Source organism: Variovorax sp. 278MFTsu5.1 (genome assembly GCF_048305045.1).
GTDB classification, from domain to species: domain Bacteria; phylum Pseudomonadota; class Gammaproteobacteria; order Burkholderiales; family Burkholderiaceae_C; genus Variovorax; species Variovorax guangxiensis.
The window spans coordinates 5433684-5458149 of the sequence record NZ_CP157622.1; the positions used below are offsets into that span (position 1 = coordinate 5433684).

A 24466-nucleotide genomic window follows, 5' to 3' on the forward strand; every position below is an offset into this window, starting at 1 on the left:
TACTGTCGCCCCCCATGCCCCTGTTCGACTATTCCTTGCTGCTGACCGGCAAGTACCACGACATGCTTGTCGCGGGCCTGCTGCTGTCGCTGCAGCTGCTCGCGGCCTCGCTGGCGCTGGCGCTGCCCATCGCGCTGGTGGTGGCGCTGCTGCGGCTGTCGCCCTTCGCGCCGCTGCGCTGGCTCGGCTTCGCGTACGTGGAGTCGATCCGCAACATTCCGCTGCTGGCGCACATGCTCTTCTGGTACTTCGGCGCGCCCGAGCTGCTGCCGGAAGACATCAAGCAATGGCTCTACGCGGGGCACATCGAAGCCTACAGCGCGATCATCGCGCTCGCGCTGTACACGGCGGCCTTCATGGCGGAGGACATCCGAAGCGGCATCCGCGCCATTCCCACAGTGCAGTTCGAGGCCGGCCGCGCGATGGGCTTCAGCTACCTCGCCACCATGCGCCGCGTGGTGCTGCCGCAGGCGCTGCGCGTGACCATTCCGCCGCTCATCTCGCAGACGCTGAGCCTGTGGAAGAACACCTCCATCGCCACCGTGATCGGCGTGGCCGAGCTGATGTACCAGGCCGGCCAGGTCGAGAGCGCGACCTTCCGCAGCTTCGAGTCCTTCGCGTTCGCGAGCGCGGCGTACCTGACGGTGTCGCTGGCGATCACGGGGCTTGCCACCTGGTACCACCACCGTTACCCGGTGCGGACGATCTGAGGAAGGCGACGGCGCGATGCTTCAGATCATCAACGACTACTGGGTCTACTTTCTCATCGGGCAGTACCCGAACGGCCCGCTCGGCGGGCTGGTGCTCACGCTGCTGCTGGCCTCCTGCGGCCTGGTGCTGGCGCTGCCGCTGGGCATCGTGCTGGGGCTGGCACGGGTGAGCCCGTGGCGCTGGCTGCGCTGGCCGGTCACGGGCTTCGTGTTCGTGGTGCGCGGGCTGCCCCTGCTGATGGTGATCTTCTGGGCCTACTTCTTCCTGCCCAGCGTCACCGGCGTGAAGACCGACCAGTTCACCACCATGCTGATCGCGCTGGTGGTGTTCGACGCCGCCTACCTCGCCGAGATCGTGCGCGCCGGCATCCAGGGCCTGCCGCGCGGGCAGATGGAAACCGCCCGTGCGCTGGGCCTGAGTTATGGCAGCGCGATGCGCCTCGTGGTGCTGCCGCAGGCGCTGCGCAGCATGCTGCCCTCGCTGGTGAACCAGTTCGTCTCGACCATCAAGGAAACCTCGCTGGGCTACATCATCGGGCTGGCCGAGGTGTCGTTCATCGCGACGCAGATCAACACGCAGGTGTTCACCAAGCCCGCGCAGATCTACCTGATCCTGGGCGGGACGTACTTCATTCTCTGCTTCGGCCTCTCGCGCTTCGCCTACTGGCTCGAACGCCGGCTCGCGCGCCGCGGCATCTCCACCGCCGCCACCAAGGTGTCCGCATGATCGAACTCGAAAAAGTCAACAAGTGGTACGGCAGCTACCACGCGCTGGTCGACGTGACCGAAACCATCCACAAGGGCGAGGTGGTCGTGGTGTGCGGGCCCTCGGGCTCGGGCAAGTCGACGCTGATCCGCACCTTCAACCGGCTGGAGCCGATCCAGTCGGGCCGCATCGTGGTGAACGGGCAGGACATCCACGCGCCGGGACTGGACGTGAACGAATTCCGCTCGCGCATCGGCTTCGTGTTCCAGCAGTTCAACCTGTTCCCGCACCTCACGGTGCTGCAGAACTGCACGATGGCGCCGATGCAGCTGCGCGGCCTCACGCGCAAGCAGGCCGACGAGCGCGCGATGGCGCTGCTGAGCCGCGTCGGCCTGTCGAACAAGGCCAACGCCTGGCCCGGCGAGCTCTCGGGTGGCCAGCAGCAGCGCGTGGCGATCGCCCGCGCGCTCGCGATGCAGCCACCGCTGATGCTGTTCGACGAGCCCACCAGCGCGCTCGACCCCGAGATGGTCGGCGAGGTGCTGCTGGTGATGCGCGACCTCACGCGCGACGGCATGACCATGGTCTGCGTGACGCACGAGATGGGCTTCGCGCGCGAGGTGGCCGACCGCGTGCTCTTCATGGACGAAGGCAAGGTGCTGGAGCGCGCCACACCCGACGACTTCTTCAACCGGCCGCAGCATCCGCGCGCGCAGCAGTTCCTGGCCGACATCCGCTCCCCCTTCGCGAGAGACGCATGACCGACGCAGCCCTTCCCCTCATCGATGTTTCCGCGCTCATTGCCGGCACCGCCGGGCGCGACGCCGTCGCCGCGCAGATCGGCGCCGCCTGCCGCGCCCACGGTTTCTTCTACGTGACCGGCCATGGCGTCGACCCGGCGCTGGTGAAGCGGCTCGAAGAACTCAGCCACCGCTTCTTCGAGCTGCCCGAGGAAACCAAGATGCGCTGGCGCATGGCCCTGGGCGGGCGCGCCTGGCGCGGCTACTTTCCGCTGGGCGGCGAGCTGACCTCGGGCCGGCCCGACTGGAAGGAAGGCCTGTACCTGGGCACGGAGCTGCCCGCCACGCATCCGCTGGTGCAGGCGAAGACGCCGGTGCACGGGCCCAACCTGTTCCCCGAAGTGCCGGGCTTTCGCGAGACCATCCTCGACTACATGGCCGCCGTCACGCAGCTGGGCCACCGGCTGATGGAAGGCATCGCGCTGAGCCTGGGCCTCGAGGCGGGCTACTTCGCGAAGCGCTACACGGCCGACCCGCTGATCCTGTTCCGGCTCTTCAACTACCCCTCGCAGCCAGTGCCCGAGGGCCTGGACGTGCAATGGGGCGTGGGCGAGCACACCGACTACGGGCTGCTGACGATCCTGCACCAGGACCACATCGGCGGCCTGGCGGTGCACACGCCCGGCGGCTGGATCGACGCGCCGCCGGTTGCGGGCTCCTTCGTCTGCAACATCGGCGACATGCTCGACCGCATGACCGGCGGGCTCTACAAGTCGACGCCGCACCGGGTGAGGCGCAACACCTCGGGGCATGACCGGCTGTCGTTTCCGCTCTTCTTCGATCCGAACTTCGAGGCGCGGGTGCAGCGCATAGAGGGCCTCGCGGGCGCCGAAGCGCGCGACGACAGCGCCGAGCGCTGGGACCGCGCCAACGTGCACGCCTTCAGCGGGCGCTACGGCGACTACCTGCTGGCAAAGGTGTCGAAGGTTTTTCCGCAGCTGCGCGACGAGGTGCTCTGAGGGGCGGGCGCCGGCAGGAGGCCGGGCTCCTCGAGGAAAACGTCCTCCCAGCGCTCGACCTCGGCATCGGGGTCGGAAATGGGCACGAGCTTGTCGCTGCGGCAGTAGAAGGTCCAGCCCTCGAACAGCACGTCGTAGTAAGTGCCGGGCAGGTAGCGCTCGCTGGGCGCCTCATAGGGCGCGGACACCACCTCCACGATCCGGCCCACGGCACGCTCCGTGAAGGGCGACGCCAGGCAGCTGTCGACCACGTGGCAGAGGGTGCCGATCTTGATCATGCCGTTACACCTTTTGCATGGCCTGTTGCGGAAACCAGCGCGGCAGGTGCGCCAGTGCGTCGTGCAGCGAATCGAGCACGTGGAAGGCCCGCTCGACGATCGATGCGGGCGGATGCTTGAGGTCGGGCACCACCACCACCCGCAGGCCCGCCGCCAGTGCCGCCTTGGCGCCGTTCTCGCTGTCCTCGAAGGCGATGCAGTCGGCGGGGTCCACGCCCAGCCGTTCGGCCGCGAGCAGGTAGAGCGCCGGATCGGGCTTGGCGCGCGCCACTTCGTCGCCGCCCGCGAAGGCCGAGAAGTGGTGCAGCACGTCGAGGCTGCCGAGGCAGGCCTGGATCTGCACGCTGGTCGATGAAGAGGCCACGGCGCAGCGCGTGCCGCGTTCGCGCAGCGCCGCCAGGAATTCAGCCGCGCCGGGCTTGATCGGGAACAGTGGCGTACCGTCGGAGCGCTCCAGCTGCAGGCGCTGTCGCACGAGGCCCACCGCGTGGGTGTAGACGGCCGGCCCGCCCAGCAGCGAAGCCAGGACGACTTCGGACTCCACCGTGGACAGCCCCACCACCTGCAGGTACTGGCTGTGTGAAAGCTCGATGCCGAGCGTGCGGGCGACGTCGATCCAGGCGGCCATGATGGGGCGCTCCGAATCGATCAGCAGCCCGTCCATGTCGAAGATTGCAGCGGCGAACATCGAGGCATCGTAATGAAAAACGAAAAGGGGCCCGTAAGGCCCCTTTTCGTTGCTGCGCGGAAAGTCTCAGTCCCGCGCCAGTGCCCGGTTCAGGCCCAGCGCCGCCAGCGTGGCGATGGCGCCCGACAGCAGGTAGACGCTGACATAGGCGAGGCCGAAGTGGGCCGAGAGCCCCAGGGCCACCAGCGGAGCGAAGGCCGCGCCGATCAGCCAGGCCACGTCGGCCGTGAGCGCAGCACCGACGTAGCGGTATTTGGGCGCGAAGTTGGAGGTCACGGCGCCGGCCGCCTGGCCGTACGACAGGCCCAGGATCACGAAGCCCAGCAGGATGAAGATGTCCTGGCCGATGCGGCCGCCGTCGAGCAGCGTGGGGGCGAAGCCGCTGAAGGCGGCGATCACCGCGGCCAGGCCGCCCAGCGTGAAGCGGCGGCCGATGCGGTCGGCCAGCAGGCCCGAGGCCACGATGCCGGCGGCGCCGAAGGCCGCGCCGATCATCTGGATCACCAGGAATTCGGTGACCGACTGGTCGGAATACAGCGTGATCCACGACAGCGGGAACACCGTGATCAGGTGGAACAGCGCGTAGCTGGCCAGCGCGGCGAAGGCGCCGATCAGGATGTTGCTGCCCTGCGAGCTGACCAGTTCGGTGACGCTGGTGGGTTCGAGCTCGCGCTCTTCGAGCAGGCGCGAGTATTCGTCGGTGGCCACCAGGCGCAGGCGGGCGAAGAGCGCCACCACGTTGATCGCGAAGGCCACGTAGAAGCTGTAGCGCCAGCCCCAGTCGAGGAAGTCTTCCGACGGCAGGCTGGAATACAGGTAGGCGAACAGAGCGCTGGCGATGAAGAAGCCGATGGGCGCGCCCAGCTGGCCCAGCATGGCGTACCAGCCGCGGCGGTTGGCCGGCGCGTTCAGCGCCAGCAGCGACGGCAGGCCGTCCCAGGAGCCGCCCAGCGCCAGGCCCTGGCCGAAGCGGAACACGGACAGCAGCACGATGGCCGTGAAGCCCAGGCTCGCATAGCCCGGCAGGAAGGCGATGCCGGCGGTGGAGGTGCCGAGCACGAAGAGCGCCAGCGTGAGCTTGGCTTCCCGCCCGAAACGTCGCTGGATCATCATTGAGATGACAGTTCCGAACGGACGCGCGATGAAGGCGAAGGAGAAGACCAGGAACGAATAGAGAACACCCTCGAGGTGCTGCTCGAACGGGAAGAAGACCGCCGGAAACACCAGCACCGAGGCGATGCCGTAGACGAAGAAGTCGAAATATTCGGAGGCGCGGCCGATGACCACACCGACCGCGATCTCGCCGGGGGCGATGTGCGAGTGGTCGTCGCCCTGCCGGGCGCCGCCGTGATCGGCCGGGTTCGGCAGCGGCTGTGCGCCTTGCGAAATGATGCTGGACGTCGTCATTGCTTGCTGTAATTCAGGTGTAACGCCGCGGCGCGACACCATAAGACCATGGGAGACCCCAGAGCGTCGCACCGAATCACATTTACCGCCATAGGACAAAACGTCCAATAGGCGAAACCCGTCTTCGGGCGTAGATTGTGGGGTCTTTTTGCGTCGCCCCTGCACCTCTTTTCCCCCGGCATGCACATCCTCAAGAACCTTCGCCGAGCACTCCTGCTGCTCTCCGCCATGCTCCTGGCGGGCTGCAACACGGTGCTGATGAACCCATCCGGCGACATCGCCCACCAGCAGGGACGACTGATCGTCGTCTCCACCGTGCTGATGCTGATCATCATCATTCCGGTGATCGCCCTGACCATCTTCTTTGCCTGGCGCTATCGCCAGTCCAATAAAGAGGCCACCTACAGCCCCGACTGGGACCACTCCACCCAGCTCGAGCTGGCCATCTGGGCAGCACCGCTGCTCATCATCATCGCCCTGGGCGCCATCACCTGGATCAGCACCCACACGCTCGACCCCTACCAGCCGCTGCGCCGCCTCGACGCCCAGCGCGCGATTCCGGCCGAAACCAAGCCGCTGACGGTGGAAGTGGTCGCCCTCGACTGGAAGTGGCTGTTCATCTACCCCGAACAGGGCATCGCCACGGTGAACGAGCTGGCCGCCCCGGTGGACCGCCCGATCAGCTTCAAGATCACGGCCTCCTCGGTCATGAACTCCTTCTTCATCCCCGCGCTGGCCGGCCAGATCTACGCCATGCCGGGCATGGAGACCAAGCTGCACGCCGTCATCAACAAGCCCGGCGAGTTCGAAGGCTTCTCCGCCAACTACAGCGGCGCCGGCTTCTCCGGCATGCGCTTCAAGTTCCACGGGCTGAGCAACGAAGGCTTCGACCAGTGGGTGCAGAAGGTCAAGTCCGGCAAGGACGGCGAACTCTCCCGCGAGCTCTACAAGAAGCTCGAAGTGCCCAGCGAGCGCGAGCCCGTGCGCCACTACCCCACCGTTGCATCCGACCTGTACGACGCGATCCTCAACCAGTGCGTGGACCGCAACAAGATGTGCATGAAGGAAATGATGGCCATCGACGCCAGCGGCGGCATGGGCAAGCCCGGCGCCTTCAACGTTGCCACCAAGCAGGCCTGGGACATCGAATCCCTCGATACGCCCAAGCGCAAGTACGTCACCGCGATGTGCACCACCGAAGAATAAGATGTTGCAGAACCTAGACCTGACGAAGCTCGTCTTCGGCCGCCTCTCCTGGGAGGCGATTCCCTTCCACGAGCCCATCCTGCTCGTGACCTTTGCCGGCGTGGTGCTGGGCGGCCTGGCCGTCCTGGGCGCACTGACCTACTTCAAGCTGTGGGGCATGCTGTGGCGCGACTGGATCACCAGCATCGATCACAAGAAGATCGGCATCATGTACATCATCCTGGGCCTGGTGATGCTGCTTCGCGGCTTCGCCGACGCGCTCATGATGCGCGCCCAGCAGGCCATCGCCTTCGGCGACAACGCCGGCTTCCTGCCGCCGCACCACTACGACCAGGTCTTCACCGCCCACGGCGTGATCATGATCTTCTTCGTGGCGATGCCGCTGGTCACGGGCCTCATGAACTTCGTGGTGCCGCTGCAGATCGGCGCGCGCGACGTGGCCTTCCCGTTCCTGAACAACTTCAGCTTCTGGATGACCACCTTCGGCGCCGGCCTGGTGATGGCGTCGCTGTTCGTCGGCGAGTTCGCCAAGACCGGCTGGCTGGCCTATCCGCCGCTGTCGGGCATCCTGTTCAGCCCCGATGTGGGGGTCGACTACTACATATGGTCATTGCAGATAGCGGGGGTGGGCACATTGCTGTCCGGCGTGAACCTGCTGGCCACCATCGTGAAGATGCGCGCGCCCGGCATGACCATGATGAAGATGCCCGTCTTCACCTGGACCGCCCTGTGCACCAACGTGCTGATCGTCGCCGCCTTCCCGGTGCTGACCGCCGTGCTGGCCCTGCTGTCGCTCGACCGCTACGCAGGCACCAACTTCTTCACGAACGACCTCGGCGGCAACGCGATGATGTACGTGAACCTGATCTGGATCTGGGGCCACCCCGAGGTGTACATCCTGATCCTGCCGGCCTTCGGCATCTTCTCGGAAGTGGTCTCCACCTTCTCGGGCAAGCGCCTCTTCGGCTACGCCTCGATGGTGTACGCCACGGTCGTGATCACCATCCTGTCGTACCTCGTCTGGCTGCACCACTTCTTCACCATGGGCTCCGGCGCCAGCGTGAACTCGTTCTTCGGCATCACGACGATGATCATCTCGATCCCGACGGGCGCGAAGATCTTCAACTGGCTGTTCACCATGTACCGCGGCCGCATCCGCTTCGAGCTGCCCATGATGTGGACCATCGGCTTCATGATCACCTTCGTGATCGGCGGCATGACCGGCGTGCTGCTGGCCGTTCCCCCGGCCGACTTCGTGCTGCACAACAGCCTGTTCCTGATCGCCCACTTCCACAATGTGATCATCGGCGGCGTGCTGTTCGGCATGCTGGCGGGCATCACCTACTGGTTCCCGAAGGCCTTCGGCTACAAGCTCGACCCGTTCTGGGGCAAGTGCTCGTTCTGGTTCTGGATCGTCGGCTTCTGGTTCGCCTTCATGCCGCTGTACATCCTGGGCCTGATGGGCGTCACCCGCCGCATGAGCCACTTCCAGGACATGTCGCTGCAGATCTGGTTCCAGGTCGCCGCCTTCGGCGCCGTGCTGATCGCGCTGGGCATCGCCTCGTTCATCATCCAGCTGGTGGTGAGCTTCATCCGCCGCGACCAGTTGCGCGACACCACGGGCGACCCGTGGAACGGCCGCACGCTGGAATGGGCGACCTCGTCGCCGCCGCCGGCCTACAACTTCGCGTTCACGCCGCGCGTGCACGACAACGACGCCTGGTCCGACATGAAGGCCCGCGGCTACCAGCGTCCGCTGGAAGGCTTCAGCCCGATCCACATGCCCAAGAACACGGCCGCCGGCTTCATCATCGCGGCGCTGAGCGCGGTGTGCGGCTTCGCGCTGATCTGGCAGATGTGGCTGCTGGCCGGCATCGGCTTCGTCGCCATGCTCGCCGCCGTGATCATCCACACCTTCAACTACAAGCGCGACTACTACATCCCCGCGGAAGAAGTCGTCCGTACCGAAGAAGCGCGCACGCGCCTGCTGGCTGCCAATGTCTAACAGTACCGCCCTCCACTCCAGCCACACGAACACCGTGGGCAACGCCGCGAGCGTGCCCACCTTCGAGGTGTTCAACGTCCGCAACGAAGACCACCATCCCGAGAACGGCACGCTGCTGGGCTTCTGGCTCTACCTGATGAGCGACTGCCTCATCTTCGCCTGCCTGTTCGCGGTGTACGGCGTGCTGGGCCGCAGCTACGCGGCCGGCCCTTCGGGCGCCGACCTGTTCGACCTGCCGCTGGTGGCGATCAACACCTCGCTGCTGCTGCTGTCGTCCATCACCTACGGCTTCGCCATGCTGCAGATGCAGCAGCGCCGCATGGGCGGCGTGCTGGTCTGGCTGGCCATCACCGGCCTGCTGGGCGCGGGCTTCATCGGCCTGGAGCTCTACGAGTTCGCGCACCTGATCCACGAAGGCGCGGGCCCGCAGCGCAGCGCCTTCCTGTCCTCGTTCTTCGCGCTGGTGGGCACCCACGGCCTGCACGTGACCTTCGGCATCGTCTGGCTCATCGTGCTGATGATCCAGTTGCCCAAGCACGGCTTCACCGCCGCCAACCGCCGCCGCCTGATGTGCCTGTCGATGTTCTGGCACTTCCTGGACGTGGTCTGGATCGGCGTCTTCACCTTCGTGTATCTGATGGGATCGCTGCAATGAGCGCGCACACCGAAACCGCCGGCCACGGCGCACATGGCCACAACGACCATGGTCATGACCACGGGCACGGCCACGACGACGGCCCGGTGAGCCACAGCACCTTCAAGGGCTACATGACCGGCTTCGTGCTGGCCGTGATCCTCACCGCCATCCCGTTCTGGCTCGTCATGGGCAAGGTCTTCGACAAGCCGGGCACCACCGCCCTCGTCATCCTGGCCTTCGCCGTGGTGCAGATCGTGGTGCACATGGTGTACTTCCTGCACATGGACGCGAAGTCCGAAGGCGGCTGGAACATGCTGGCGCTGATCTTCACGCTCGTGCTCGTGGTCATCACGCTGGCCGGTTCGTTGTGGGTCATGTACCACATGAACACCAACATGATGCCGCACTCGGTGCACGACATGAAGAACATGCCCTGATGGCGGAACAGGCCGTCCGCCAGCGCTCCACCGCCGCACGGGTGGCACTGGCGGTCTGCGCCGCCCTCGCCTTCGCCGGCTTCGTCGCGCTCGGCACCTGGCAGGTCGAGCGCAGGGCCTGGAAGCTGGATCTCATCGCACGCGTCGACCAGCGCGTGCACGCCCCGGCCACCGCGGCCCCCGGGCGGACCGAATGGCCCACGGTCAACGCGGCCAACGACGAATACCGGCATGTCCGCCTTGCCGGCACCTTCCTCCACGACAAGGAGACGCTGGTGCAGGCCAGCACCAGGCTGGGTGCCGGCTTCTGGGTGCTGACCCCGCTGCGCAACAGCGCCGACGGCACCGTGGTGCTGGTCAACCGCGGCTTCGTGCCGCCCGAAGCGCAGAAACGCGAGGCGCGCGCCGCCACCGAGCCCCAGGGCGAAACCACCGTGGCCGGCCTGCTGCGCCTGACCGAACCCAAGGGCGGCTTCCTGCGCAAGAACGATCCGGCCGGCGAGCGCTGGTTCTCGCGCGACGTGCAGGCCATCGCCGCCGCGCGCGGCCTGAACGTGAACGACGTCGCGCCCTACTTCGTCGATGCCGACGCCACGCAAGCACCCGCGACCGCCACCGACACCCCCGCCTGGCCGGCAGCCGGCCTGACGATCATCTCCTTTCCCAACAGCCACCTCGTCTACGCCCTGACCTGGTATGGCCTCGCCCTCATGGTGCTGATCGCGGCCTGGTTCGTGCGGCGCAGCGAAAATGCGGCCCATGCCGACGCCCGCCCCGCCGACCAAGATGCCCGCCGCGACGGCTGAATCCGCCGCTGTGGCGGGCGAGCTGCACCCGCCCCGCGCCGGCGTCGCGAGCCTCGACAACGCCATCGGCCACCAGAACATGCAGCAGCTGATACAGCTGCGCTGGTTCGCGGTGGTCGGACAGGTCGCCACCATCCTCGTGGTGCACTACGGCTTCGAGATCCGGCTGCCGCTGGACCACATGCTGCAGGTGCTGGCCTGCCTCGCGCTCTTCAACATGGTGAGCCTGCTGCGCTCGCGCAGCCACCGGCGCGTGACCAATGGCGAACTGTTCGTCGCGCTGCTGGTCGACGTGGCCACCCTCACCGCGCAGCTCTACCTGAGCGGCGGCGCGACCAACCCCTTCGTGTTCCTCTTCCTGCTGCAGGTGACGCTGGGCGCGGTGCTGCTGAAGGCCTGGTCGACCTGGACCATGGTGGTCATCACCAGCATCTGCTTCGCCGGACTTGCGCTGTTCTCGCGCCCGCTGGCACTGCCGCTGGACCACGACCGGGGCCTGTGGAGCCCCTATATCCAGGGCATGCTGGTGTGCTTCGCGCTGAACGCGGCGCTGCTCGTCATCTTCATCACCCGCATCAGCCGCAACCTGCGCGCGCGCGACGCCCGGCTGGCCGACCTGCGACAGCGCGCCTCCGAAGAGGAGCACATCGTGCGCATGGGCCTGCTGGCCTCGGGCGCGGCGCACGAGCTGGGCACGCCGCTTGCCACGCTGGCCGTCATCCTCGGCGACTGGCGCCGGCTGCCGCATTTCAGCTCCGACCCCGAGCTGCTGACCGAGGTGGCCGAGATGGAACTGCAGATCCAGCGCTGCAAGAGCATCGTCAGCGGCATCCTGCTGTCGGCCGGCGAGGCGCGCGGCGAGTCTTCGGAAGAAACCACCGTCAGCACCTTCCTCGACGACCTCGTCGAGGAATGGCGCACCACCCGCCCGGTGGAAGACTTCGAGTACGACAACCACTTCGGCCGCGACCTGCCCATGGTTTCCGACTCGGCCCTCAAGCAGATGATCTGCAACGTGCTCGACAATGCGCTGGAGGCGTCGCCGCACTGGCTGCGCCTCGAGGCGGCGCACGACGCCGACGCGCTGACGATCACCGTCACCGACGCAGGGCCCGGCTTCCTGCCGGCCATCCTCAAGGAGTTCGGCAAGCCCTACCAGTCGAGCAAGGGCCGCGCTGGCGGCGGGCTGGGGCTGTTCCTGGTGGTGAACGTGGCGCGCACCGTGGGCGGCCGCGTCGCGGCGGCCAACCGGCCCGAGGGCGGCGCCGTCGTGAAGATCACGCTGCCGCTCGCGGCCATCGTGCTCGAGGAAGAAGAGACGGAAGTGGACGACGACGCGGACGACGAGGAAGCCCTCGCGGCCGCTGGCAGGACCATCGGAATGGAAGGCAATGAGCGAAACCGGAGCTGAAGCGCAGCGCCAGCTGCTGATCGTCGAGGACGACGGCGCCTTCGCGCGCGCGCTCGGCCGCTCCTTCGAGCGCCGCGGCTACGCCGTGACGCACGCGAGCAACCTCGCCGAGGTCGAGGCACTGCTGGCCGGCTCCTCGCCCGGCTACGCGGTGGTCGACCTCAAGCTCAACGGAGAGGCCTCGGGCCTGGCCTGCGTGCAGATGCTGCACCGGCACAACCCGAAGATGCTGATCGTGGTGCTCACGGGCTTCGCGAGCATCGCCACCGCGGTGGAAGCCATCAAGCTCGGCGCCTGCCACTACCTGGCCAAGCCCTCGAACACCGACGACATCGAGGCCGCCTTCGGCCGCGCCACCGGCACCACCGAGGTGGAGCTGACCAACCGTTCCACATCCATCAAGACGCTCGAATGGGAGCGCATCCACGAGACGCTGGCCGAGACCGGCTTCAACATCTCCGAGACCGCGCGCAGGCTCGGCATGCACCGGCGCACGCTGGCACGCAAGCTGGGCAAGCAGCAGGTCAAGTAGACCGATCTTCAAACCACACGCACTTGCGCACGGACAGACGATGACCTTTTCGCCACCCTCTCCCCCGCCCACGCAACGCAGCAAGACCGCCGTCCTCGCCGCACGCGACCAGACGGCCATGGAAGAACTCTTCAACGCCCTGAGCCACGGCCTGGGCCTTGCGCTGGCGATCGCCTCGCTGCCGATCCTGGTCTACAGCGCCGCACAGAAGGGCCAGGCCGCGGCCGTGGTCGGTGCCAGCCTGTTCGCGGGCACGGCCATCGTGCTGTACCTGATCTCCACGCTCTACCACGCGCTGCCCATCGGCCGGGCCAAGGCCTGGTTCAACCGGCTGGACCACGCGGCCATCTACCTCTTCATCGCGGGCAGCTACATGCCCTTTCTGTTCGGCGTACTGCGCGGCCCGCTGGGCTGGACGCTGTTCGGCGCCATCTGCGCGGCGGCGGCGCTGGGCGTGGGCGCCAAGCTGTTCAACCGGCTGAAGCATCCGCTGTGGTCCACCGGCCTGTACGTGGCGATGGGCTGGATGGCGCTGATGGCCGCCGTGCCGCTGTACGAGCGCATGTCGGCGGCGGGGCTGGGATGGCTGGTGGCCGGCGGGTTGTTCTACACGGCCGGCGCGGTGGTTTTCCTGTTCGACAACAAGGTGCGCTTCGCGCACTCGGTGTGGCACCTGTTCGTGCTCGCGGGCAGCACCTGTCACTTCTTCGCCGTGCTCTGGCATGCGCACGGGTAACTCCCCCAGGCTTCGCGCACTTCGTGTCGCTTCGCCAACCCCCTCGCCGGGGGCAGCACCTGCGGCCCGGCAAAGCCGGTTCCGCGGTGCTCCGCGAAAAGTCGTCGATCAATAGTGCGGGGGTAACTCGTCGCGTGGGTTGCGCGCGGCGCCGTCCTGGCCGGAGCTCTGCATCTGCTCCTTCAACTGCGTGACCTGCAGGATCAGCCGATCGATCTGCTGCTGTTGGCGGTAGATCGTCATGTTCAGCTGGTCGAGCATGTCCTCGGCGTAGCTGGACTTGATCTCGAGTTCGGTCACGCGCTCGGCAATGAGATGGTCGTGGGGCGGGTTTTCCATGCCGCTATTGGACAGGAATACCGCCCCGCTCTTTGTGACGCCCCGCTTAGCGACGCACCTTCGCCTCGAGCAGGTCCGCCATGCCGATTCGCTTGGCGAATTCGATGCGCACCCGCTCCGACACCTCGAACACCTCCTGAGCGCCGTCGCCCACGAAGTCGATCAGCGAGCGCATCGGCCGCGTGCCGGCGGGCAGGCCCACGATGCGCACGATCTCGTCGGCCACGGCCTGCGGGTCGGCGTTGTCGGGCGTCAGCGCCGAGAGGCGCGCGCCGATCTGGTCCATGAGGCCGTCGTAGCGGGCGTAGGCGGCGGCGGTGGTGGCATCGGCCGGCTTGCCGGCGCTCGGGAAGTGGTCGGTGCCCTTGGTGAAGGCGCCCGGCACGACGATGGAGGTCTCGATGCCGAAGCGCGCGATCTCATACGCCAGCGTGACGGCCAGCGAATCCATCGCCGCCTTGGCCGCGCCATAGGGCCCCATGAACGGCGGAAAGCCGCCCTTGGTGGTGGTGCTGCTGATCCACAGCATCAGCCCCGACTCCTGCGCCCGCAGGTACGGCAGCACCGCGCGGTTCACACGCTGCGCGCCGAGCACATTGGTGTCGAACACCTTGACGATCTCATCCGGCGTGAAGGCCTCCGTGGGGCCGACCACCAGGTGGCCGGCGTTCTGCATCACCACGTCGAGATGACCCTGCTCCCGCACGATGGTCGCGGCGGCCGCATCGGCCGACTCCTGCGAGAGCACGTCGAGCTCGAGCGGGTGCAGCTGGATGTTCTTCGCCGCGGCCAGGGCACGCAGCTCGGCGGCGCGGCCGTTGTTGCGCCCTGCGATGTCGCGCATGGAGGCGTAGACGACGTGGCCCGCTTCGGCGAGCGACAGGGCCGTGAGCTTTCCGATGCCGCTGCCGGCGCCGGTGACGAGGACGATCTGCTTCTTCATGGCGTGTCTCCTCCTTCAGGCGACACCGCCGTTGGCGCGCAGGATCTGGCCGTTGACCCAGCCCGCATCGGGCCCGGCGAGGAAGGACACCACCGATGCGATGTCCTCGGGCTGGCCCAGGCGCTGCAGCGGCGGCATCTTCGCGAAGGCCTGGATCTGCTCCTCGGTCTTGCCGTCGAGGAAGAGCGAGGTGGCGATGGGGCCTGGCGCCACGGCGTTCACGGTGATGCCGCGGCCGCGCAGTTCCTTGGCGAAGACGTGCGTGAAAGCCTCGACCGCCGCCTTGGTGGCGTTGTAGATCGCGTAGCCGGGTATGTTCAGCGCGAGCGTGGTGCTCGAGAAGTTGACGATGCGACCGCCCTCGTTCAGGCGCGTGGCGGCCTCGCGCAGCGTGTTGAAGGTGCCGCGCACGTTGATGTCGAAGGTCTGGTCGTACTGCGCGTCGCTGTGCTCGGCCAGCGGCAGCGTCCGGAGCACGCCGGCGTTGTTGACCAGGACGTCGACCTTGCCGAGTTGCGCCTCGACGGCGTCGAACATGGCGCGCACTTCCTCGGCGCTGGCCACGTCGGCCTCGACGGCGAAGGCACGGCCGCCGGCGGCCTTCAGCTCGGCAACGAGGGCATCGGCCTGCTCCGGGCTCGATGCGTAGTTGACGGCGACGGAGAAGCCGTCCCTGGCGAGGCGCTGCGCGACGGCGGCGCCGATGCCGCGCGATGCGCCGGTGACGATGGCGACCTTGGGAGTGGATGACTGGTTCATGGCGGGCTGTTCCTTTGCAGAGGTGGTGGGTTGGTGAGACGAATCTTCGATCGTTCCATCCAAAAGATAATCAGCCTCCAATCGACATTACTATTCCATTTGCATCAACAATAGATCGGCAAACCGCCCATGGACCGCTTCCAGGAAATGCAGGCCTTCGTGCGCATCGCCGAGCGCCAGAGCTTCACGCAGGCCTCCGAGGACCTGCGCATACCGCGCGCAACAGTCACCAATCTCATCAAGCGCGTGGAGCAGCGCGTCGGCACCCGGCTGCTGGAGCGCACCACCCGCACCGTGCGCCTGACACAGGACGGCGAGGCCTACTACCGCCGCTGTGTGCGGCTCTTGGCCGACGTGGAGGAAGCCGAGGGCCTGTTCCGCGACGAGGCGCCCAAGGGCCTGCTGCGCGTGAACCTGCAGGGCACGCTGGCGCGGCATTTCGTGGTGCCGGCACTGCCGGGCTTCCTGGCGCGCTACCCGGAGCTGGAGCTGCACATCGGCGAGGACGACCGGCTCGTCGACCTTGTCCGGGAAGGCGTCGACTGCGTGCTGCGCGCGGGCACGCTGCAGGACTCATCGATGATCGGACGCCGCGTGGCGCTGCTGCCGCAGGTCACGGTCGCGAGCCCGGCCTACATCGCAGCCCACGGCGAGCCCAAAAGCATGGAAGAGCTGGCATCGCACCGCGCCATCCACTACATCTCCAGCGCCACGGGCAAGCCGGTGCCGCTCGAATTCACGGTCGACGGGCAGGTGACGAACGTGCAGTTGGGCGGCATCGTGTCGGTGACCGGCGCCGACCTGTACACCGGCTCGGCCGTGGCGGGCCTGGGGCTGGTGCAGGTGCCGCGCTACCGCGTAGCCGGCGAGCTGGCGGACGGGCGGCTCAAGGTGCTGCTGCCAGAGTTCGCACCGCCGCCGATGCCGGTCTCGGTGCTCTACGCGCAGAACCGCCAGCTGTCCTCGCGCGTGCGCGTCTTCACGCAGTGGCTGCGCGACATCTTCGAAGCCGCCGAGGCAGCCGCAACGGACTGAGCGGGCCGGGCCCTCAACAGGCCGTTGATTCCAGCGCCACGGCGCCGGCCTCGGCATGCGTCTCGCCGCGCAGGAAGGCGAACACCACAAGCGCCGTCGACACGGTCACGCCCGCGAGCACCCACAGCAGCGTGCCGAACGCTGCGCCGTAGGCGTGCAGCACCGCCGCGCGGTCCATGCCGGGCAGCAGGGCCAGCGCCTGCGAGATGTCTCCGGTGGTGACGCGCTGCGCAGCGCGCGATGCCGCCTCCGCATGGCCCAGCCGCGCAGCCACCAGCGCCGTCAGCCCCGCGCCCACAAGTGCCAGCGCGATGCCCTCCCCCGCCACCCGCACCGTGTTGAAGATGCCCGATGCCATACCCGCGCGCTCGCGCGGCACCACGCTCACGGCCAGCCCGTCCATCAGCCCCCAAGGCAGCCCGATGCCCGCGCCGATCAGCAGCAGCGGCCACACCATCGCGCCCAGCGGCATGCCCGGCGCGCAACGGCTGAGCCAGAAGAGTCCCACGGCGCACACCAGCAGCCCCACGGCCGAGATCGCGCCGGCCGAGAGCCGGTGCGCCAGCGACGCAGCCAGCGTCGGCACCACGAGGATCGGCCCCGAGAGCGCGAACATGAAAGCCCCCGCCTCGATCGCGCCGCGCCCTTCGAGCCCGATGAAGCGGATCGGCAGCAGCACCAGCAGCACGACGAAACCATAGGCCGGCGCGGCCGCCAGAAGTTGCACGCCGACGAAGCGCGGAAAGCGGAAGAGCGACAGGTCGAGCATCGGGTGCGCCACCCGCCGCTCGATGGCAACGAAGACCGCGCCCATCACCGCTGCGCCCGCCAACGCCCCAAGCACCCACGGGCTGCCCCAGCCACTGTCGGGCGCCTGCAGCACGCCCAGAGTCAGCAGGCTCAGCGCGGCGGTGAAGCTCAGCGTGCCCGGCACGTCCAGCCCCATGGCCTGCGGGTTGCGCGACTCACGCATCGCGAGCGACGCGATGCCGAGCGCCAGCAGGCTGACCGCACCGGGGCTCAGCATCACTGCCTGCCAGCCGAAGCTCTGCGCGAGCCAGCCCGAGAGCATCGAGCCACAGGACAGCCCAACGCCGAACGAAGTGCCGATCAGGCTGAAGGCCCGCGTGCGCGCCGCGCCGTCGAACACCTGTGCCAGCGCGGCCGTGCCCGCCGCGAAGGCCGCCGCCGAACCCAGCCCCTGCAGCGCGCGCGCCAGGTCGAAGGCCACGATGCCCGGCGCCAGGGTCAGCAGTGAGGCACTGAGCGCCACCACCGCGAGCCCCAGCAGGAAGACGCGCTTGCGCCCATAGGCGTCGGCCAGCGCGCCGGCCGCCATCAGCGTGGCGCCGAAGCTCAGCATGAAGGCGTTGGTCACCCAGTTGAGTTGCACCGGGCTGCCGCCCAGCGCGTCGCGCACGGCGGGCAGCACCACCGCCGGGCCGGTGAAGCTCAGCGGCATGCCCAGCGCCGCGAGGCAGACGGCGGCCAGGAGCCAGTTTCTGGAGGAAGAAGCGGGCATCGGGAATGTGCTTTCGCGGAAGGTGACAAGGAAGGCACGAAGATAGAAAGGAATCAATGCGCTGAGAATTGCTGCATTGCTCTTCACACTCCCAACCAAAGGTTGCCAATCCATGGACAGCTTCAGCGGACTCGAATCCTTCGTGCGGGCGGCCGACCTGTCGAGCTTTGCCAGGGCCGGCCGGCTGCTGGGCATCTCGGCCTCGGCCGTGGGAAAGAACGTCGCGCGGCTCGAAGAGCAGCTCGGCGTGCGCCTCTTCAACCGCACCACGCGCCACATGCGGCTCACGCAGGAAGGCGCCCTCTTCCACGAGCGCTGCCGCCGCATCCTCGACGAGCTCGACGACGCGCGGGCCATGATGCAGGACGCCATCGCCGCGCCGCGCGGCCGCCTGCGCGTGAGCCTGCCGACCATCGGCTACCGCTTCCTGCTGCCGATGCTGCCGGCCTTCAGGGAGCGCTACCCCGAGATCGAGCTGGACCTCGACTTCAACGACCGGCTGGTCGACGTCATCGCCGAGGGCGTCGACGTGGCGATCCGCAGCGGCGACCTGGTCGATTCGCAGCTGGTCGCCCGCCGCCTCGGTCCGTTCCGGTTCGTGCTCGTGGCCTCGCCCGCCTACCTGGAGCGCCACGGCGTGCCGCAGACCCCGGCCGACCTCGCGCGGCACACCTGCCTGCGCTACAAGTTCGTCACCGGCGGAAAGATCGAGGACTGGGACCTGCCCGGCCTGCCCACCCACCTCCCGCCGGGCCTGCTGTGCAACAACATGGAAGCCATGCTCGGCGCCGCAGTCGCCGGCCTCGGCGTGGCCTACATGCCCGACTTCCTCGCGCGCGACTCGCTGTGCCGCGGCGAACTGCAGCGCGTGCTGGCCACGCATCTCGTGCGCCAGGGCCAGTTCTCGGCGCTATGGCCGTCGAGCCGGCAGCTTTCGCCGAAGGTGCGGGCGTTCGTGGACTTCGCGGGGGAGCATATGTTCAGGGAGGACGGCGTCGCGCCGTAGCCCGCCTCAGGTCGAGTCGGGCCGAGTTCAGACCACAATGAATTCGACCGGCCACGACACCAGGGATGAGCGCCATGAATTTCTCGACTCACGTCAAACCCATCAGCTACTTCAAGAGCCATGCCGCGGACATCGTGACGAGGAGCGCGAAGCCACGCTCGCGCTTCTCAAGATCCTGGTGCTAGGTAACCACGCAATCGAGCAGGGCCAGTTCCGTCCGGCGGAAGACGTGTTCGCAGATCTGGGCCGGCAGGCCGTAGAAGAAGAAAAGGACGCGAAATGAAGATCGTGTTCCCGCGGTCCGCGGACCACGATCTGAAGACCCTGCTCATGCGGCGCATGGTCGGCGCCGCATGAGTTCAAGCAGGCGCTGAGAGCGCCGTCCGTCAGGCGACTTCTGCCGGCTGCTCTGCTTGAGGGCTCACAACGGCCGTCTGCTCTTCGACGCGTTGCATCACCGGTGCCTCGGCGGGCACGGCAGCCACGGCGACCGGGGTCTCGGCCACAGGCTCGGCAGACTTGATGCTCTCACCGGCCACCGGCTTCGCCGGTTCAGCCGTCACTGGTGCCGGCACTTCCGCAGGCGGGACGACCGGCGCGGCGACTGCAACAGGCGCTGCTTCTGCCGGTTTGACGCTTTCCACGACGACGGGCTTCGCAACCTCGGTCTTGACTGCCTCGATCTTTGCAGGAGCGGCAACCTTCGCCGGCTCAGGCATCGCGGGTGCAGGCAAGACTGCAGGTGCGGCCACTGCAACAGGTGCAGCTTCCACTGGCTTGGCGCTTTCCGCGACGACGGGCTTCGCAGGTTCTGGCTTCGCAGGCTCGGGCTTGACTGCCTCAGCGGACTTTGCCGACTTCGCAGGCTTCGCGCCCTCCGAAGCGTTCTGCTTTGCGGGCGCCGGCTTCACCGATTCCTGCGTCGCAGCCACAGGCTTCGCAGCCTCCTGCTTCACCGGCTCACTGGCCATCCGCGCGAACGCCAGCGCCGCCTTCAACGGGAACAGCGTGCGCTCATCCCCCTGCGCGGTGTTGCTGACAGTCGTACCCGCGGTTTCGTCCAGGCTCGCCGTACGCACCGCGTCGAGCCGGTGCGTGGGCACCATGAAGGGCGAGTGCGTGGTGTAGATCACCTGGTTGCCGGCGAAGTCCTTTTCCAGGTGCGCCAGCAGGTCGGCCTGCGAATGGGCGTGCAGGTGCAGGCCGGGTTCGTCCAGCAGCAGCACGGCGTCTTCGGCCTGGCCGCCCTGGGTGTCGGCGAAGAAGGCGACGTAGAAGGAGAAGAACCACTGGAAGCCGCGGCTGCGCTCTTCCAGGTTCACTTCGACCTCGTAGGCGGCGTTGGGGTCGGACACCAGCGTGTCGAGGTACTGGCCGTCGAGATTGAAGCGCACCTTCAGCGCGCGGTCTTTCCAGAGGCGGCGGATCTCGGCCGTGACCACCGAGCCGGCGCGGTTGACGAGCTGGTTGCGCGTGGCCTGGTCGTTCTTCTCGAGCAGGGCCTGCAGCTGCCGCAGGTCGAGCCCCGCGGCCTTGCACAGCCTGCCGAAGCTCTGCTGCTCGGGCGTGAGCTGGCCCCAGCCTTCGCGCCCCAGAAATTCGGCGATGTTCTGGCGGCCGGGCAGCGCCGGGTACTCGTCGACGTAGACGAAGCGCGGCAGCTTGCCGATCACCCATTCCTGCGCGCGCTCCAGCGCGGGCGCGTCGTTGGCGATGGAAAGCGCGGTTTCCTCCAGCTCGGCGAGCATCTGGTCCTGCTTGTCGCTGAGCTCGGCGCCGGCCACGGCCAGCGCCTTGCGCAGGGCCTGGGCCGCCTTGATGGCACCCGCCGACCACTTGATGTAGTCGGGACTCATGATCATCGCGGCGTCGAAGACGTCGGCTTCTTGCTCGAGCGCGGCCTTCGCGGCTTCATCGGCAACCTTCTCCGCCACCGCCTTGACGGCCGGCACGATCTTGCGGACCTTGGCCTTGGTGTCGCTCACGTCGAGCGACAGGACACCGAGTCCTTCGAACCCGGCCGAGCGCGCGGCGGCATAGCCGCGGCTCGCAGTGACGTGGCGCACGCCGGCCGCGCGCGGCAGGATCGCGGCCAGTTCGGCCTGTTCGCTCTCGTCGAGGCTCCAGCGCGTGAACACGACCGGCGTGTCGCCCGTGCACTCTTCCAGGCGGCGATGGCGCGGGAAGTCCTTGATGGGGCTGAGTTCGGCGACGCCTTCCGCCGGGTTCAGGCTGTGCAGCGCGCGCAGCAGGTTCGATTTGCCGCTGTCATTCCGGCCGAGGATCGCCGTGATCTGCGTGGAGTCGATGAGGCCGCTGTCGTTGATCGAGCGAAAGTTGGTGATCTGGAAAGACGCCAGGCGCATGCGGGAATTTCTCTCTTCTGAAATGGATACGGGGCCGGGGAATGTATTGCATCCCCGGCCCCGTCTTGCCTCGAAGAAAAGAAAAATTACTCGGCAGCGCGGCGCAATGTATCGACCACCGGCCGGCGCAGCACTTCGCGCAGGCCCCACCACCCCGCGCCCAGCGCCAGCACCGCGCCCGCCAGCGCGCCGGCGACCGGCACCAGCGGCGAGGCGGTCCAGGTGAACTCGAACACGTAGCGCGCAAGCCCCCAGCCGATCAGCGCGGCCACGATGCTCGCGAGGAAGCCCGCGAGCAGGCCCACGCCCGCGAGTTCGGCGCGCTGCACCTGCCGCAGCAGGCTGGCGCGTGCGCCCACCGCGCGCATCACCGCGAACTCGCGCGCTCGCTCCTCGCGCGTGGCCGTCACCGCGGCGAACAGCACCACGAGACCGGCCGCGAGCGTGAAGCCGAACAGGAACTCGACCGCGCGGATCACCTGGTCGAGCACGCGCTGCACCTGGTTGATGGTGGCGCTCATGTCGACGTTGGTCACGTTCGGATAGCTGCGCACCAGCGCGTTGTCGAAGCCGCGCGTCTCGGGCGCGCGGAAGGCGCCCATGTAGGTGGTGGGCACGTCGGCCAGCGAGGCCACCGTGTACATCACGAAGAAGTTGGCGTGCATCGAACCCCAGTCGACCTTGCGCAGCGAGGTGATGCGCGCGTCATTCTGCATGCCACCGATGTCGAAGCGCAGCACGTCGCCCATCTTCAGGCCCAGCGTCTCGGCCAGGCCCTCTTCCACGCTCACCTCGCCGGCCGCGCCGGGCGTCCACTTGCCGGCGGTGATGCTGTTGTGCGGGGGCGCCTCCAGGCTGTTGCTGAGGTTGAACTCGCGGTCCACCAGGCGCTTGGCGCGGTCCTCGGTGTAGTCGTCGGGCGAGACCGGCTTGTCGTTGACGGCCACGAGCCGGCCACGGATCATGGGGTACCAGTCGAACTTGCTCACGCCCGCGTCGCGCAGCGACTTCTGGAAGGCCTCGCTCTGGTCGGGCATGACGTTGATGACGAAGCGGTTCGGCGCGTCGGGCGGCGTGGCCTGGCGCCAGCTCGCCACGAGGTCGGTGCGCAGCAGCACCAGCAGCACCAGCGCAAGCAGCCCCACCGAGAGCGCGCTGACCTGCACCACCGCATAGGCCGGCCGCGCCGAGATCTGCCGCGTGGCCAGCACCAGCCAGCGCGGCGCGGTGGCCTCGTTGACGCTGCGGCGCAGCACCTTCACCGCGAGCCAGCTCAAAAGCGCGAACACCGCCACCGCGCCCGCGAAGCCGCCCACTGCGATCAGCCCCAGCTTGATGTCGCTGCTCGCCGCCATCAGCAGCGCCGCGAAGCCCGCCACGCCCACACCCAGCACCGCGAGCGACGCGGGCTTGAGGCCACCCACGTCGCGCCGGATCACGCGCAGCGGCGGCACGCGCGCCAGCTGCAGCACGGGAGGCAGACCGAAGGCGAAGAGCAGCGTGAGCCCCATGCCCAGGCCGAAGGCCACGGGCCACAGCGTGGCCGCCGGCAGCGCGGTCTCGACCAGCCCGGCCAGCAGCAGCACGAACACGTAGTGCACCGCGAAGCCGATGGCCACGCCCAGCGCGCTGGCCACGATGCCGATCACCGCGAACTCGAAGGCATAGGCGATGGCGATGGTGCGCTGGCTCTGGCCGAGCACGCGCAGCATCGCACAGTCGTCGAGGTGGCTGGCCGCGAAGCCGCGCGCGGCCAGCGCCACCGCCACCGCCGACAGCAGCGCCGCGAGCAGCGCGACCAGGCTCAGGAATTTCTCGGCGCGGTCGAGCGTCTGGCGCATCTCGGGCCGGCCGCTCTCGAAGGAGTCGAGCCGCACGCCGCGCAGGTCGCCCTTCTTGATGGTGGCATCGGCCCAGTCGGTAAAGCGCTTGACCGCCGCGTCGCTGCCCGCCACTGCGTAGCGATAGCCCACGCGGCTGGCCGGCTGCACGAGCCCGGTGCGAGCCACGTCGGCCTGGTTGAGCATCACGCGCGGCGAGAAGCTCATGAAGCCGGCGCCGCGATCGGGCTCCAGCGTGATGACACGGCCCACGCGCAGGCCGGTGTCGCCCAGCAGCAGCGTGTCGCCGACCTTCAGGCCCAGCGAGTCGAGCAGCGAGGCGTCGACCCAGGTCTCGCCCGGCGGCGGGATGTCGCGCGTGGCGGCGCCTGCGCCATCGATGATGGTGGAGGTCTGCAGGCTGCCTCGCAGCGGATAGCCGGCCGTCACGGCCTTCAGCGCCACCAGCTTGCTGGCGCCGCCCTGCGCGTCCTCGGCGCGGGCCATGGTCGGGAAGCCGTAGGTGGAAGTGCCCGCCAGCCCCAGCGACTTCGCCTGCGCCATGAAGGCCTCGGGCGTGGGGTTGTCGCTGACGATCACCGCGTCGCCGCCCAGGAGCTGGCGCGCGTCGCGCTTGAGGCCGCCCTGCAATCGGTCGGCGAAGAAGCCGACGGCCGTCAGCGCGGCCACGGCCAGCAGCACGGCGACGATCAACAGGCGCAGCTCGCCAGCGCGCAGGTCGCGCCAGAGCGTGCGCCAACCCAGGCGGAGGGAGGCGTTCATGGCGCGAACGATAGCCGACGCCCGGCCTCACGGCGGGATTCGAGGGTTATTGCGCGCCTGCGGGCCTTGATCCGGACATGATGCTGTCGCATGATGCGTTAAACGTATCCCGTTTGTCGCAAACCGGGCACACCGGCAAGCGAAAAACGAGGCCATAAAAACAGCCCGTTGTCGGACCCGTCCTTCCCACAAGGAGTGTCGATGCCACGATGTCAGCAGCGCCTGCAGATCATCGGCCTGTGCCTTGCCGCCGGCCTGATGGCGAGTGCATGCGATCCCAAGCCTCCCGCGCCGAAGGCCTCCGCCACCGCTGGCGCCACCGGAGCAAGCCCCACGGGCGTCACCCCGGCCGCCTCCGGTGACAAGGTCGAATCCTCCGCATCCCATCAAGGCCCGTCCGAAGGCGGCGCGGCCGTGGGCGGCATGAGCGGCCCGGGCGGCGCCAGCGGCACCTCCGGCGGCGCGGCGCCCGCGCCCAGCGGAGGCGACGGCACGGCGCCCAAGTAGCGCCGCCAGATTCATTCGAATTCGAGTTACCCGCCAGAAGAAAAGAAGACCACGATGAAAAACTCCAT

The 24466-nt window shown here is 68.0% G+C and carries 25 protein-coding genes; 16 read left to right on the forward strand and 9 right to left on the reverse strand.

Translation table 11 applies throughout. The features are described 5' to 3' along the window. Positions 1 to 14: 14 nt before the first annotated feature. From ABL844_RS25135 to ABL844_RS25150, 4 genes are read left to right on the forward strand one after another with little or no spacing between them, the layout of a single operon-like run. The gene (locus tag ABL844_RS25135; RefSeq protein WP_184640997.1) at positions 15 to 710 is read left to right on the forward strand and encodes an amino acid ABC transporter permease; all 696 of its coding nucleotides are present in this window, start codon (positions 15 to 17) and stop codon (positions 708 to 710) included. A gap of 16 nt (positions 711 to 726) precedes the next feature. Further along, positions 727 to 1437 (forward strand): amino acid ABC transporter permease, encoded by a 711-nt coding sequence (locus tag ABL844_RS25140; RefSeq protein WP_126023262.1) that lies wholly within the window; start codon positions 727 to 729, stop codon positions 1435 to 1437. Further along, a complete protein-coding gene (locus ABL844_RS25145) occupies positions 1434 to 2177 on the forward strand; it encodes an amino acid ABC transporter ATP-binding protein (protein ID WP_418129404.1) in 744 nt (247 codons plus the stop codon). Before ABL844_RS25140 ends, ABL844_RS25145 begins: the two co-directional genes overlap by 4 nt. Next, the gene (locus tag ABL844_RS25150) at positions 2174 to 3175 is read left to right on the forward strand and encodes an isopenicillin N synthase family dioxygenase (protein WP_418129405.1); all 1002 of its coding nucleotides are present in this window, start codon (positions 2174 to 2176) and stop codon (positions 3173 to 3175) included. The genes ABL844_RS25145 and ABL844_RS25150 overlap by 4 nt, the downstream gene beginning before the upstream one ends. On the opposite strand, the gene ABL844_RS25155 is transcribed toward ABL844_RS25150, so the two are convergent. From ABL844_RS25155 to ABL844_RS25165, 3 genes are all read right to left on the reverse strand, one after another. Further along, positions 3118 to 3453, reverse strand: a complete 336-nt coding sequence (locus ABL844_RS25155; protein WP_056593793.1) for a hypothetical protein — start codon at positions 3451 to 3453, stop codon at positions 3118 to 3120. The two genes, ABL844_RS25150 and ABL844_RS25155, sit on opposite strands and share 58 nt — an antisense overlap. Before the next feature lie 4 nt (positions 3454 to 3457). Continuing rightward, positions 3458 to 4141 carry an HAD family hydrolase gene (locus ABL844_RS25160; protein WP_418129406.1) on the reverse strand — a complete coding sequence of 228 codons (684 nt, stop codon included), beginning with the start codon at positions 4139 to 4141 and terminating at the stop codon, positions 3458 to 3460. Positions 4142 to 4207: 66 nt separating this feature from the next. After that, positions 4208 to 5548, reverse strand: coding sequence for an MFS transporter (locus ABL844_RS25165; protein WP_418117606.1), 1341 nt, complete (start codon positions 5546 to 5548; stop codon positions 4208 to 4210). A gap of 180 nt (positions 5549 to 5728) precedes the next feature. Here ABL844_RS25165 and cyoA point away from each other — a divergent pair, with 180 nt between their 5' ends. Genes cyoA through trhA form a run of 8 tightly spaced genes read left to right on the forward strand, consistent with a single transcriptional unit; the run spans position 5729 to position 13318 of the window. Beyond that, positions 5729 to 6754, forward strand: coding sequence for a ubiquinol oxidase subunit II (gene cyoA / locus ABL844_RS25170; RefSeq protein WP_126024788.1), 1026 nt, complete (start codon positions 5729 to 5731; stop codon positions 6752 to 6754). A gap of 1 nt (position 6755) precedes the next feature. Then, positions 6756 to 8759 carry a cytochrome o ubiquinol oxidase subunit I gene (gene cyoB / locus ABL844_RS25175; RefSeq protein WP_418129407.1) on the forward strand — a complete coding sequence of 668 codons (2004 nt, stop codon included), beginning with the start codon at positions 6756 to 6758 and terminating at the stop codon, positions 8757 to 8759. Then, positions 8752 to 9414 carry a cytochrome o ubiquinol oxidase subunit III gene (gene cyoC, locus ABL844_RS25180; protein ID WP_184640990.1) on the forward strand — a complete coding sequence of 221 codons (663 nt, stop codon included), beginning with the start codon at positions 8752 to 8754 and terminating at the stop codon, positions 9412 to 9414. Before cyoB ends, cyoC begins: the two co-directional genes overlap by 8 nt. Beyond that, positions 9411 to 9833, forward strand: a complete 423-nt coding sequence (gene cyoD / locus ABL844_RS25185; RefSeq protein ID WP_369661061.1) for a cytochrome o ubiquinol oxidase subunit IV — start codon at positions 9411 to 9413, stop codon at positions 9831 to 9833. The genes cyoC and cyoD overlap by 4 nt, the downstream gene beginning before the upstream one ends. Next, a complete protein-coding gene (locus ABL844_RS25190; protein ID WP_418129408.1) occupies positions 9833 to 10639 on the forward strand; it encodes an SURF1 family protein in 807 nt (268 codons plus the stop codon). The genes cyoD and ABL844_RS25190 overlap by 1 nt, the downstream gene beginning before the upstream one ends. Beyond that, positions 10593 to 12050 carry an ATP-binding protein gene (locus ABL844_RS25195; protein WP_260319397.1) on the forward strand — a complete coding sequence of 486 codons (1458 nt, stop codon included), beginning with the start codon at positions 10593 to 10595 and terminating at the stop codon, positions 12048 to 12050. Before ABL844_RS25190 ends, ABL844_RS25195 begins: the two co-directional genes overlap by 47 nt. Beyond that, positions 12031 to 12582, forward strand: a complete 552-nt coding sequence (locus tag ABL844_RS25200) for a response regulator transcription factor (protein WP_126024784.1) — start codon at positions 12031 to 12033, stop codon at positions 12580 to 12582. Before ABL844_RS25195 ends, ABL844_RS25200 begins: the two co-directional genes overlap by 20 nt. Before the next feature lie 40 nt (positions 12583 to 12622). Beyond that, a complete protein-coding gene (trhA, locus tag ABL844_RS25205; protein WP_375792105.1) occupies positions 12623 to 13318 on the forward strand; it encodes a PAQR family membrane homeostasis protein TrhA in 696 nt (231 codons plus the stop codon). Positions 13319 to 13426: 108 nt separating this feature from the next. Here the strand turns inward: trhA and ABL844_RS25210 are convergent, their stop codons facing one another. From ABL844_RS25210 to ABL844_RS25220, 3 genes are read right to left on the reverse strand one after another with little or no spacing between them, the layout of a single operon-like run. Beyond that, on the reverse strand, positions 13427 to 13657 hold the full coding sequence (locus ABL844_RS25210; RefSeq protein ID WP_418117611.1) for a SlyX family protein: 231 nt from the start codon (positions 13655 to 13657) through the stop codon (positions 13427 to 13429). Between the two features lie 46 nt (positions 13658 to 13703). After that, the gene (locus tag ABL844_RS25215; RefSeq protein ID WP_418122319.1) at positions 13704 to 14600 is read right to left on the reverse strand and encodes an SDR family NAD(P)-dependent oxidoreductase; all 897 of its coding nucleotides are present in this window, start codon (positions 14598 to 14600) and stop codon (positions 13704 to 13706) included. A 15-nt stretch (positions 14601 to 14615) separates the two neighbouring features. Continuing rightward, positions 14616 to 15359 (reverse strand): SDR family oxidoreductase, encoded by a 744-nt coding sequence (locus tag ABL844_RS25220; protein WP_418129410.1) that lies wholly within the window; start codon positions 15357 to 15359, stop codon positions 14616 to 14618. A gap of 129 nt (positions 15360 to 15488) precedes the next feature. Between ABL844_RS25220 and ABL844_RS25225 the strand changes: the two genes are divergently transcribed. Beyond that, entirely contained in the window at positions 15489 to 16394 is a 906-nt protein-coding gene (locus ABL844_RS25225) for a LysR family transcriptional regulator (protein WP_418129412.1), read from the forward strand. A gap of 13 nt (positions 16395 to 16407) precedes the next feature. Here ABL844_RS25225 and ABL844_RS25230 read toward each other — a convergent pair whose 3' ends face one another. Then, a complete protein-coding gene (locus tag ABL844_RS25230) occupies positions 16408 to 17916 on the reverse strand; it encodes an MFS transporter (RefSeq protein WP_418129413.1) in 1509 nt (502 codons plus the stop codon). Between the two features lie 112 nt (positions 17917 to 18028). On the opposite strand from ABL844_RS25230, the gene ABL844_RS25235 reads away from it, so the two are divergent. Beyond that, positions 18029 to 18922 (forward strand): LysR family transcriptional regulator, encoded by an 894-nt coding sequence (locus ABL844_RS25235; RefSeq protein WP_418129414.1) that lies wholly within the window; start codon positions 18029 to 18031, stop codon positions 18920 to 18922. A gap of 37 nt (positions 18923 to 18959) precedes the next feature. Further along, positions 18960 to 19205: a hypothetical protein gene (locus ABL844_RS25240; RefSeq protein ID WP_418129415.1), complete on the forward strand. Its 246-nt coding sequence runs from the start codon at positions 18960 to 18962 to the stop codon at positions 19203 to 19205. Positions 19206 to 19308: 103 nt separating this feature from the next. Here ABL844_RS25240 and ABL844_RS25245 read toward each other — a convergent pair whose 3' ends face one another. Together ABL844_RS25245 and ABL844_RS25250 are read right to left on the reverse strand one after the other, a co-directional pair. Continuing rightward, positions 19309 to 21288, reverse strand: a complete 1980-nt coding sequence (locus ABL844_RS25245; RefSeq protein ID WP_418129416.1) for an AAA family ATPase — start codon at positions 21286 to 21288, stop codon at positions 19309 to 19311. A gap of 86 nt (positions 21289 to 21374) precedes the next feature. Then, a complete protein-coding gene (locus ABL844_RS25250) occupies positions 21375 to 23891 on the reverse strand; it encodes an ABC transporter permease (protein WP_418129417.1) in 2517 nt (838 codons plus the stop codon). Positions 23892 to 24092: 201 nt separating this feature from the next. On the opposite strand from ABL844_RS25250, the gene ABL844_RS25255 reads away from it, so the two are divergent. Beyond that, positions 24093 to 24398: a hypothetical protein gene (locus ABL844_RS25255; RefSeq protein ID WP_418129418.1), complete on the forward strand. Its 306-nt coding sequence runs from the start codon at positions 24093 to 24095 to the stop codon at positions 24396 to 24398. Positions 24399 to 24466: the final 68 nt, after the last annotated feature.

What these genes read in the sequence shown, in the direction of transcription:
- ABL844_RS25135 (WP_184640997.1), top strand. Translation starts at nt 15, where the DNA reads ATGCCCCTGTTCGACTATTCCTTGCTGCTGACCGGCAAGTACCACGAC.
- ABL844_RS25140 (WP_126023262.1), top strand. Translation starts at nt 727, where the DNA reads ATGCTTCAGATCATCAACGACTACTGGGTCTACTTTCTCATCGGGCAG.
- ABL844_RS25145 (WP_418129404.1), top strand. Translation starts at nt 1,434, where the DNA reads ATGATCGAACTCGAAAAAGTCAACAAGTGGTACGGCAGCTACCACGCG.
- ABL844_RS25150 (WP_418129405.1), top strand. Translation starts at nt 2,174, where the DNA reads ATGACCGACGCAGCCCTTCCCCTCATCGATGTTTCCGCGCTCATTGCC.
- ABL844_RS25155 (WP_056593793.1), bottom strand. Translation starts at nt 3,453, where the DNA reads ATGATCAAGATCGGCACCCTCTGCCACGTGGTCGACAGCTGCCTGGCG.
- ABL844_RS25160 (WP_418129406.1), bottom strand. Translation starts at nt 4,141, where the DNA reads ATGTTCGCCGCTGCAATCTTCGACATGGACGGGCTGCTGATCGATTCG.
- ABL844_RS25165 (WP_418117606.1), bottom strand. Translation starts at nt 5,548, where the DNA reads ATGACGACGTCCAGCATCATTTCGCAAGGCGCACAGCCGCTGCCGAAC.
- cyoA (WP_126024788.1), top strand. Translation starts at nt 5,729, where the DNA reads ATGCACATCCTCAAGAACCTTCGCCGAGCACTCCTGCTGCTCTCCGCC.
- cyoB (WP_418129407.1), top strand. Translation starts at nt 6,756, where the DNA reads ATGTTGCAGAACCTAGACCTGACGAAGCTCGTCTTCGGCCGCCTCTCC.
- cyoC (WP_184640990.1), top strand. Translation starts at nt 8,752, where the DNA reads ATGTCTAACAGTACCGCCCTCCACTCCAGCCACACGAACACCGTGGGC.
- cyoD (WP_369661061.1), top strand. Translation starts at nt 9,411, where the DNA reads ATGAGCGCGCACACCGAAACCGCCGGCCACGGCGCACATGGCCACAAC.
- ABL844_RS25190 (WP_418129408.1), top strand. Translation starts at nt 9,833, where the DNA reads ATGGCGGAACAGGCCGTCCGCCAGCGCTCCACCGCCGCACGGGTGGCA.
- ABL844_RS25195 (WP_260319397.1), top strand. Translation starts at nt 10,593, where the DNA reads ATGCCGACGCCCGCCCCGCCGACCAAGATGCCCGCCGCGACGGCTGAA.
- ABL844_RS25200 (WP_126024784.1), top strand. Translation starts at nt 12,031, where the DNA reads ATGAGCGAAACCGGAGCTGAAGCGCAGCGCCAGCTGCTGATCGTCGAG.
- trhA (WP_375792105.1), top strand. Translation starts at nt 12,623, where the DNA reads ATGACCTTTTCGCCACCCTCTCCCCCGCCCACGCAACGCAGCAAGACC.
- ABL844_RS25210 (WP_418117611.1), bottom strand. Translation starts at nt 13,657, where the DNA reads ATGGAAAACCCGCCCCACGACCATCTCATTGCCGAGCGCGTGACCGAA.
- ABL844_RS25215 (WP_418122319.1), bottom strand. Translation starts at nt 14,600, where the DNA reads ATGAAGAAGCAGATCGTCCTCGTCACCGGCGCCGGCAGCGGCATCGGA.
- ABL844_RS25220 (WP_418129410.1), bottom strand. Translation starts at nt 15,359, where the DNA reads ATGAACCAGTCATCCACTCCCAAGGTCGCCATCGTCACCGGCGCATCG.
- ABL844_RS25225 (WP_418129412.1), top strand. Translation starts at nt 15,489, where the DNA reads ATGGACCGCTTCCAGGAAATGCAGGCCTTCGTGCGCATCGCCGAGCGC.
- ABL844_RS25230 (WP_418129413.1), bottom strand. Translation starts at nt 17,916, where the DNA reads ATGCCCGCTTCTTCCTCCAGAAACTGGCTCCTGGCCGCCGTCTGCCTC.
- ABL844_RS25235 (WP_418129414.1), top strand. Translation starts at nt 18,029, where the DNA reads ATGGACAGCTTCAGCGGACTCGAATCCTTCGTGCGGGCGGCCGACCTG.
- ABL844_RS25240 (WP_418129415.1), top strand. Translation starts at nt 18,960, where the DNA reads ATGAATTCGACCGGCCACGACACCAGGGATGAGCGCCATGAATTTCTC.
- ABL844_RS25245 (WP_418129416.1), bottom strand. Translation starts at nt 21,288, where the DNA reads ATGCGCCTGGCGTCTTTCCAGATCACCAACTTTCGCTCGATCAACGAC.
- ABL844_RS25250 (WP_418129417.1), bottom strand. Translation starts at nt 23,891, where the DNA reads ATGAACGCCTCCCTCCGCCTGGGTTGGCGCACGCTCTGGCGCGACCTG.
- ABL844_RS25255 (WP_418129418.1), top strand. Translation starts at nt 24,093, where the DNA reads ATGCCACGATGTCAGCAGCGCCTGCAGATCATCGGCCTGTGCCTTGCC.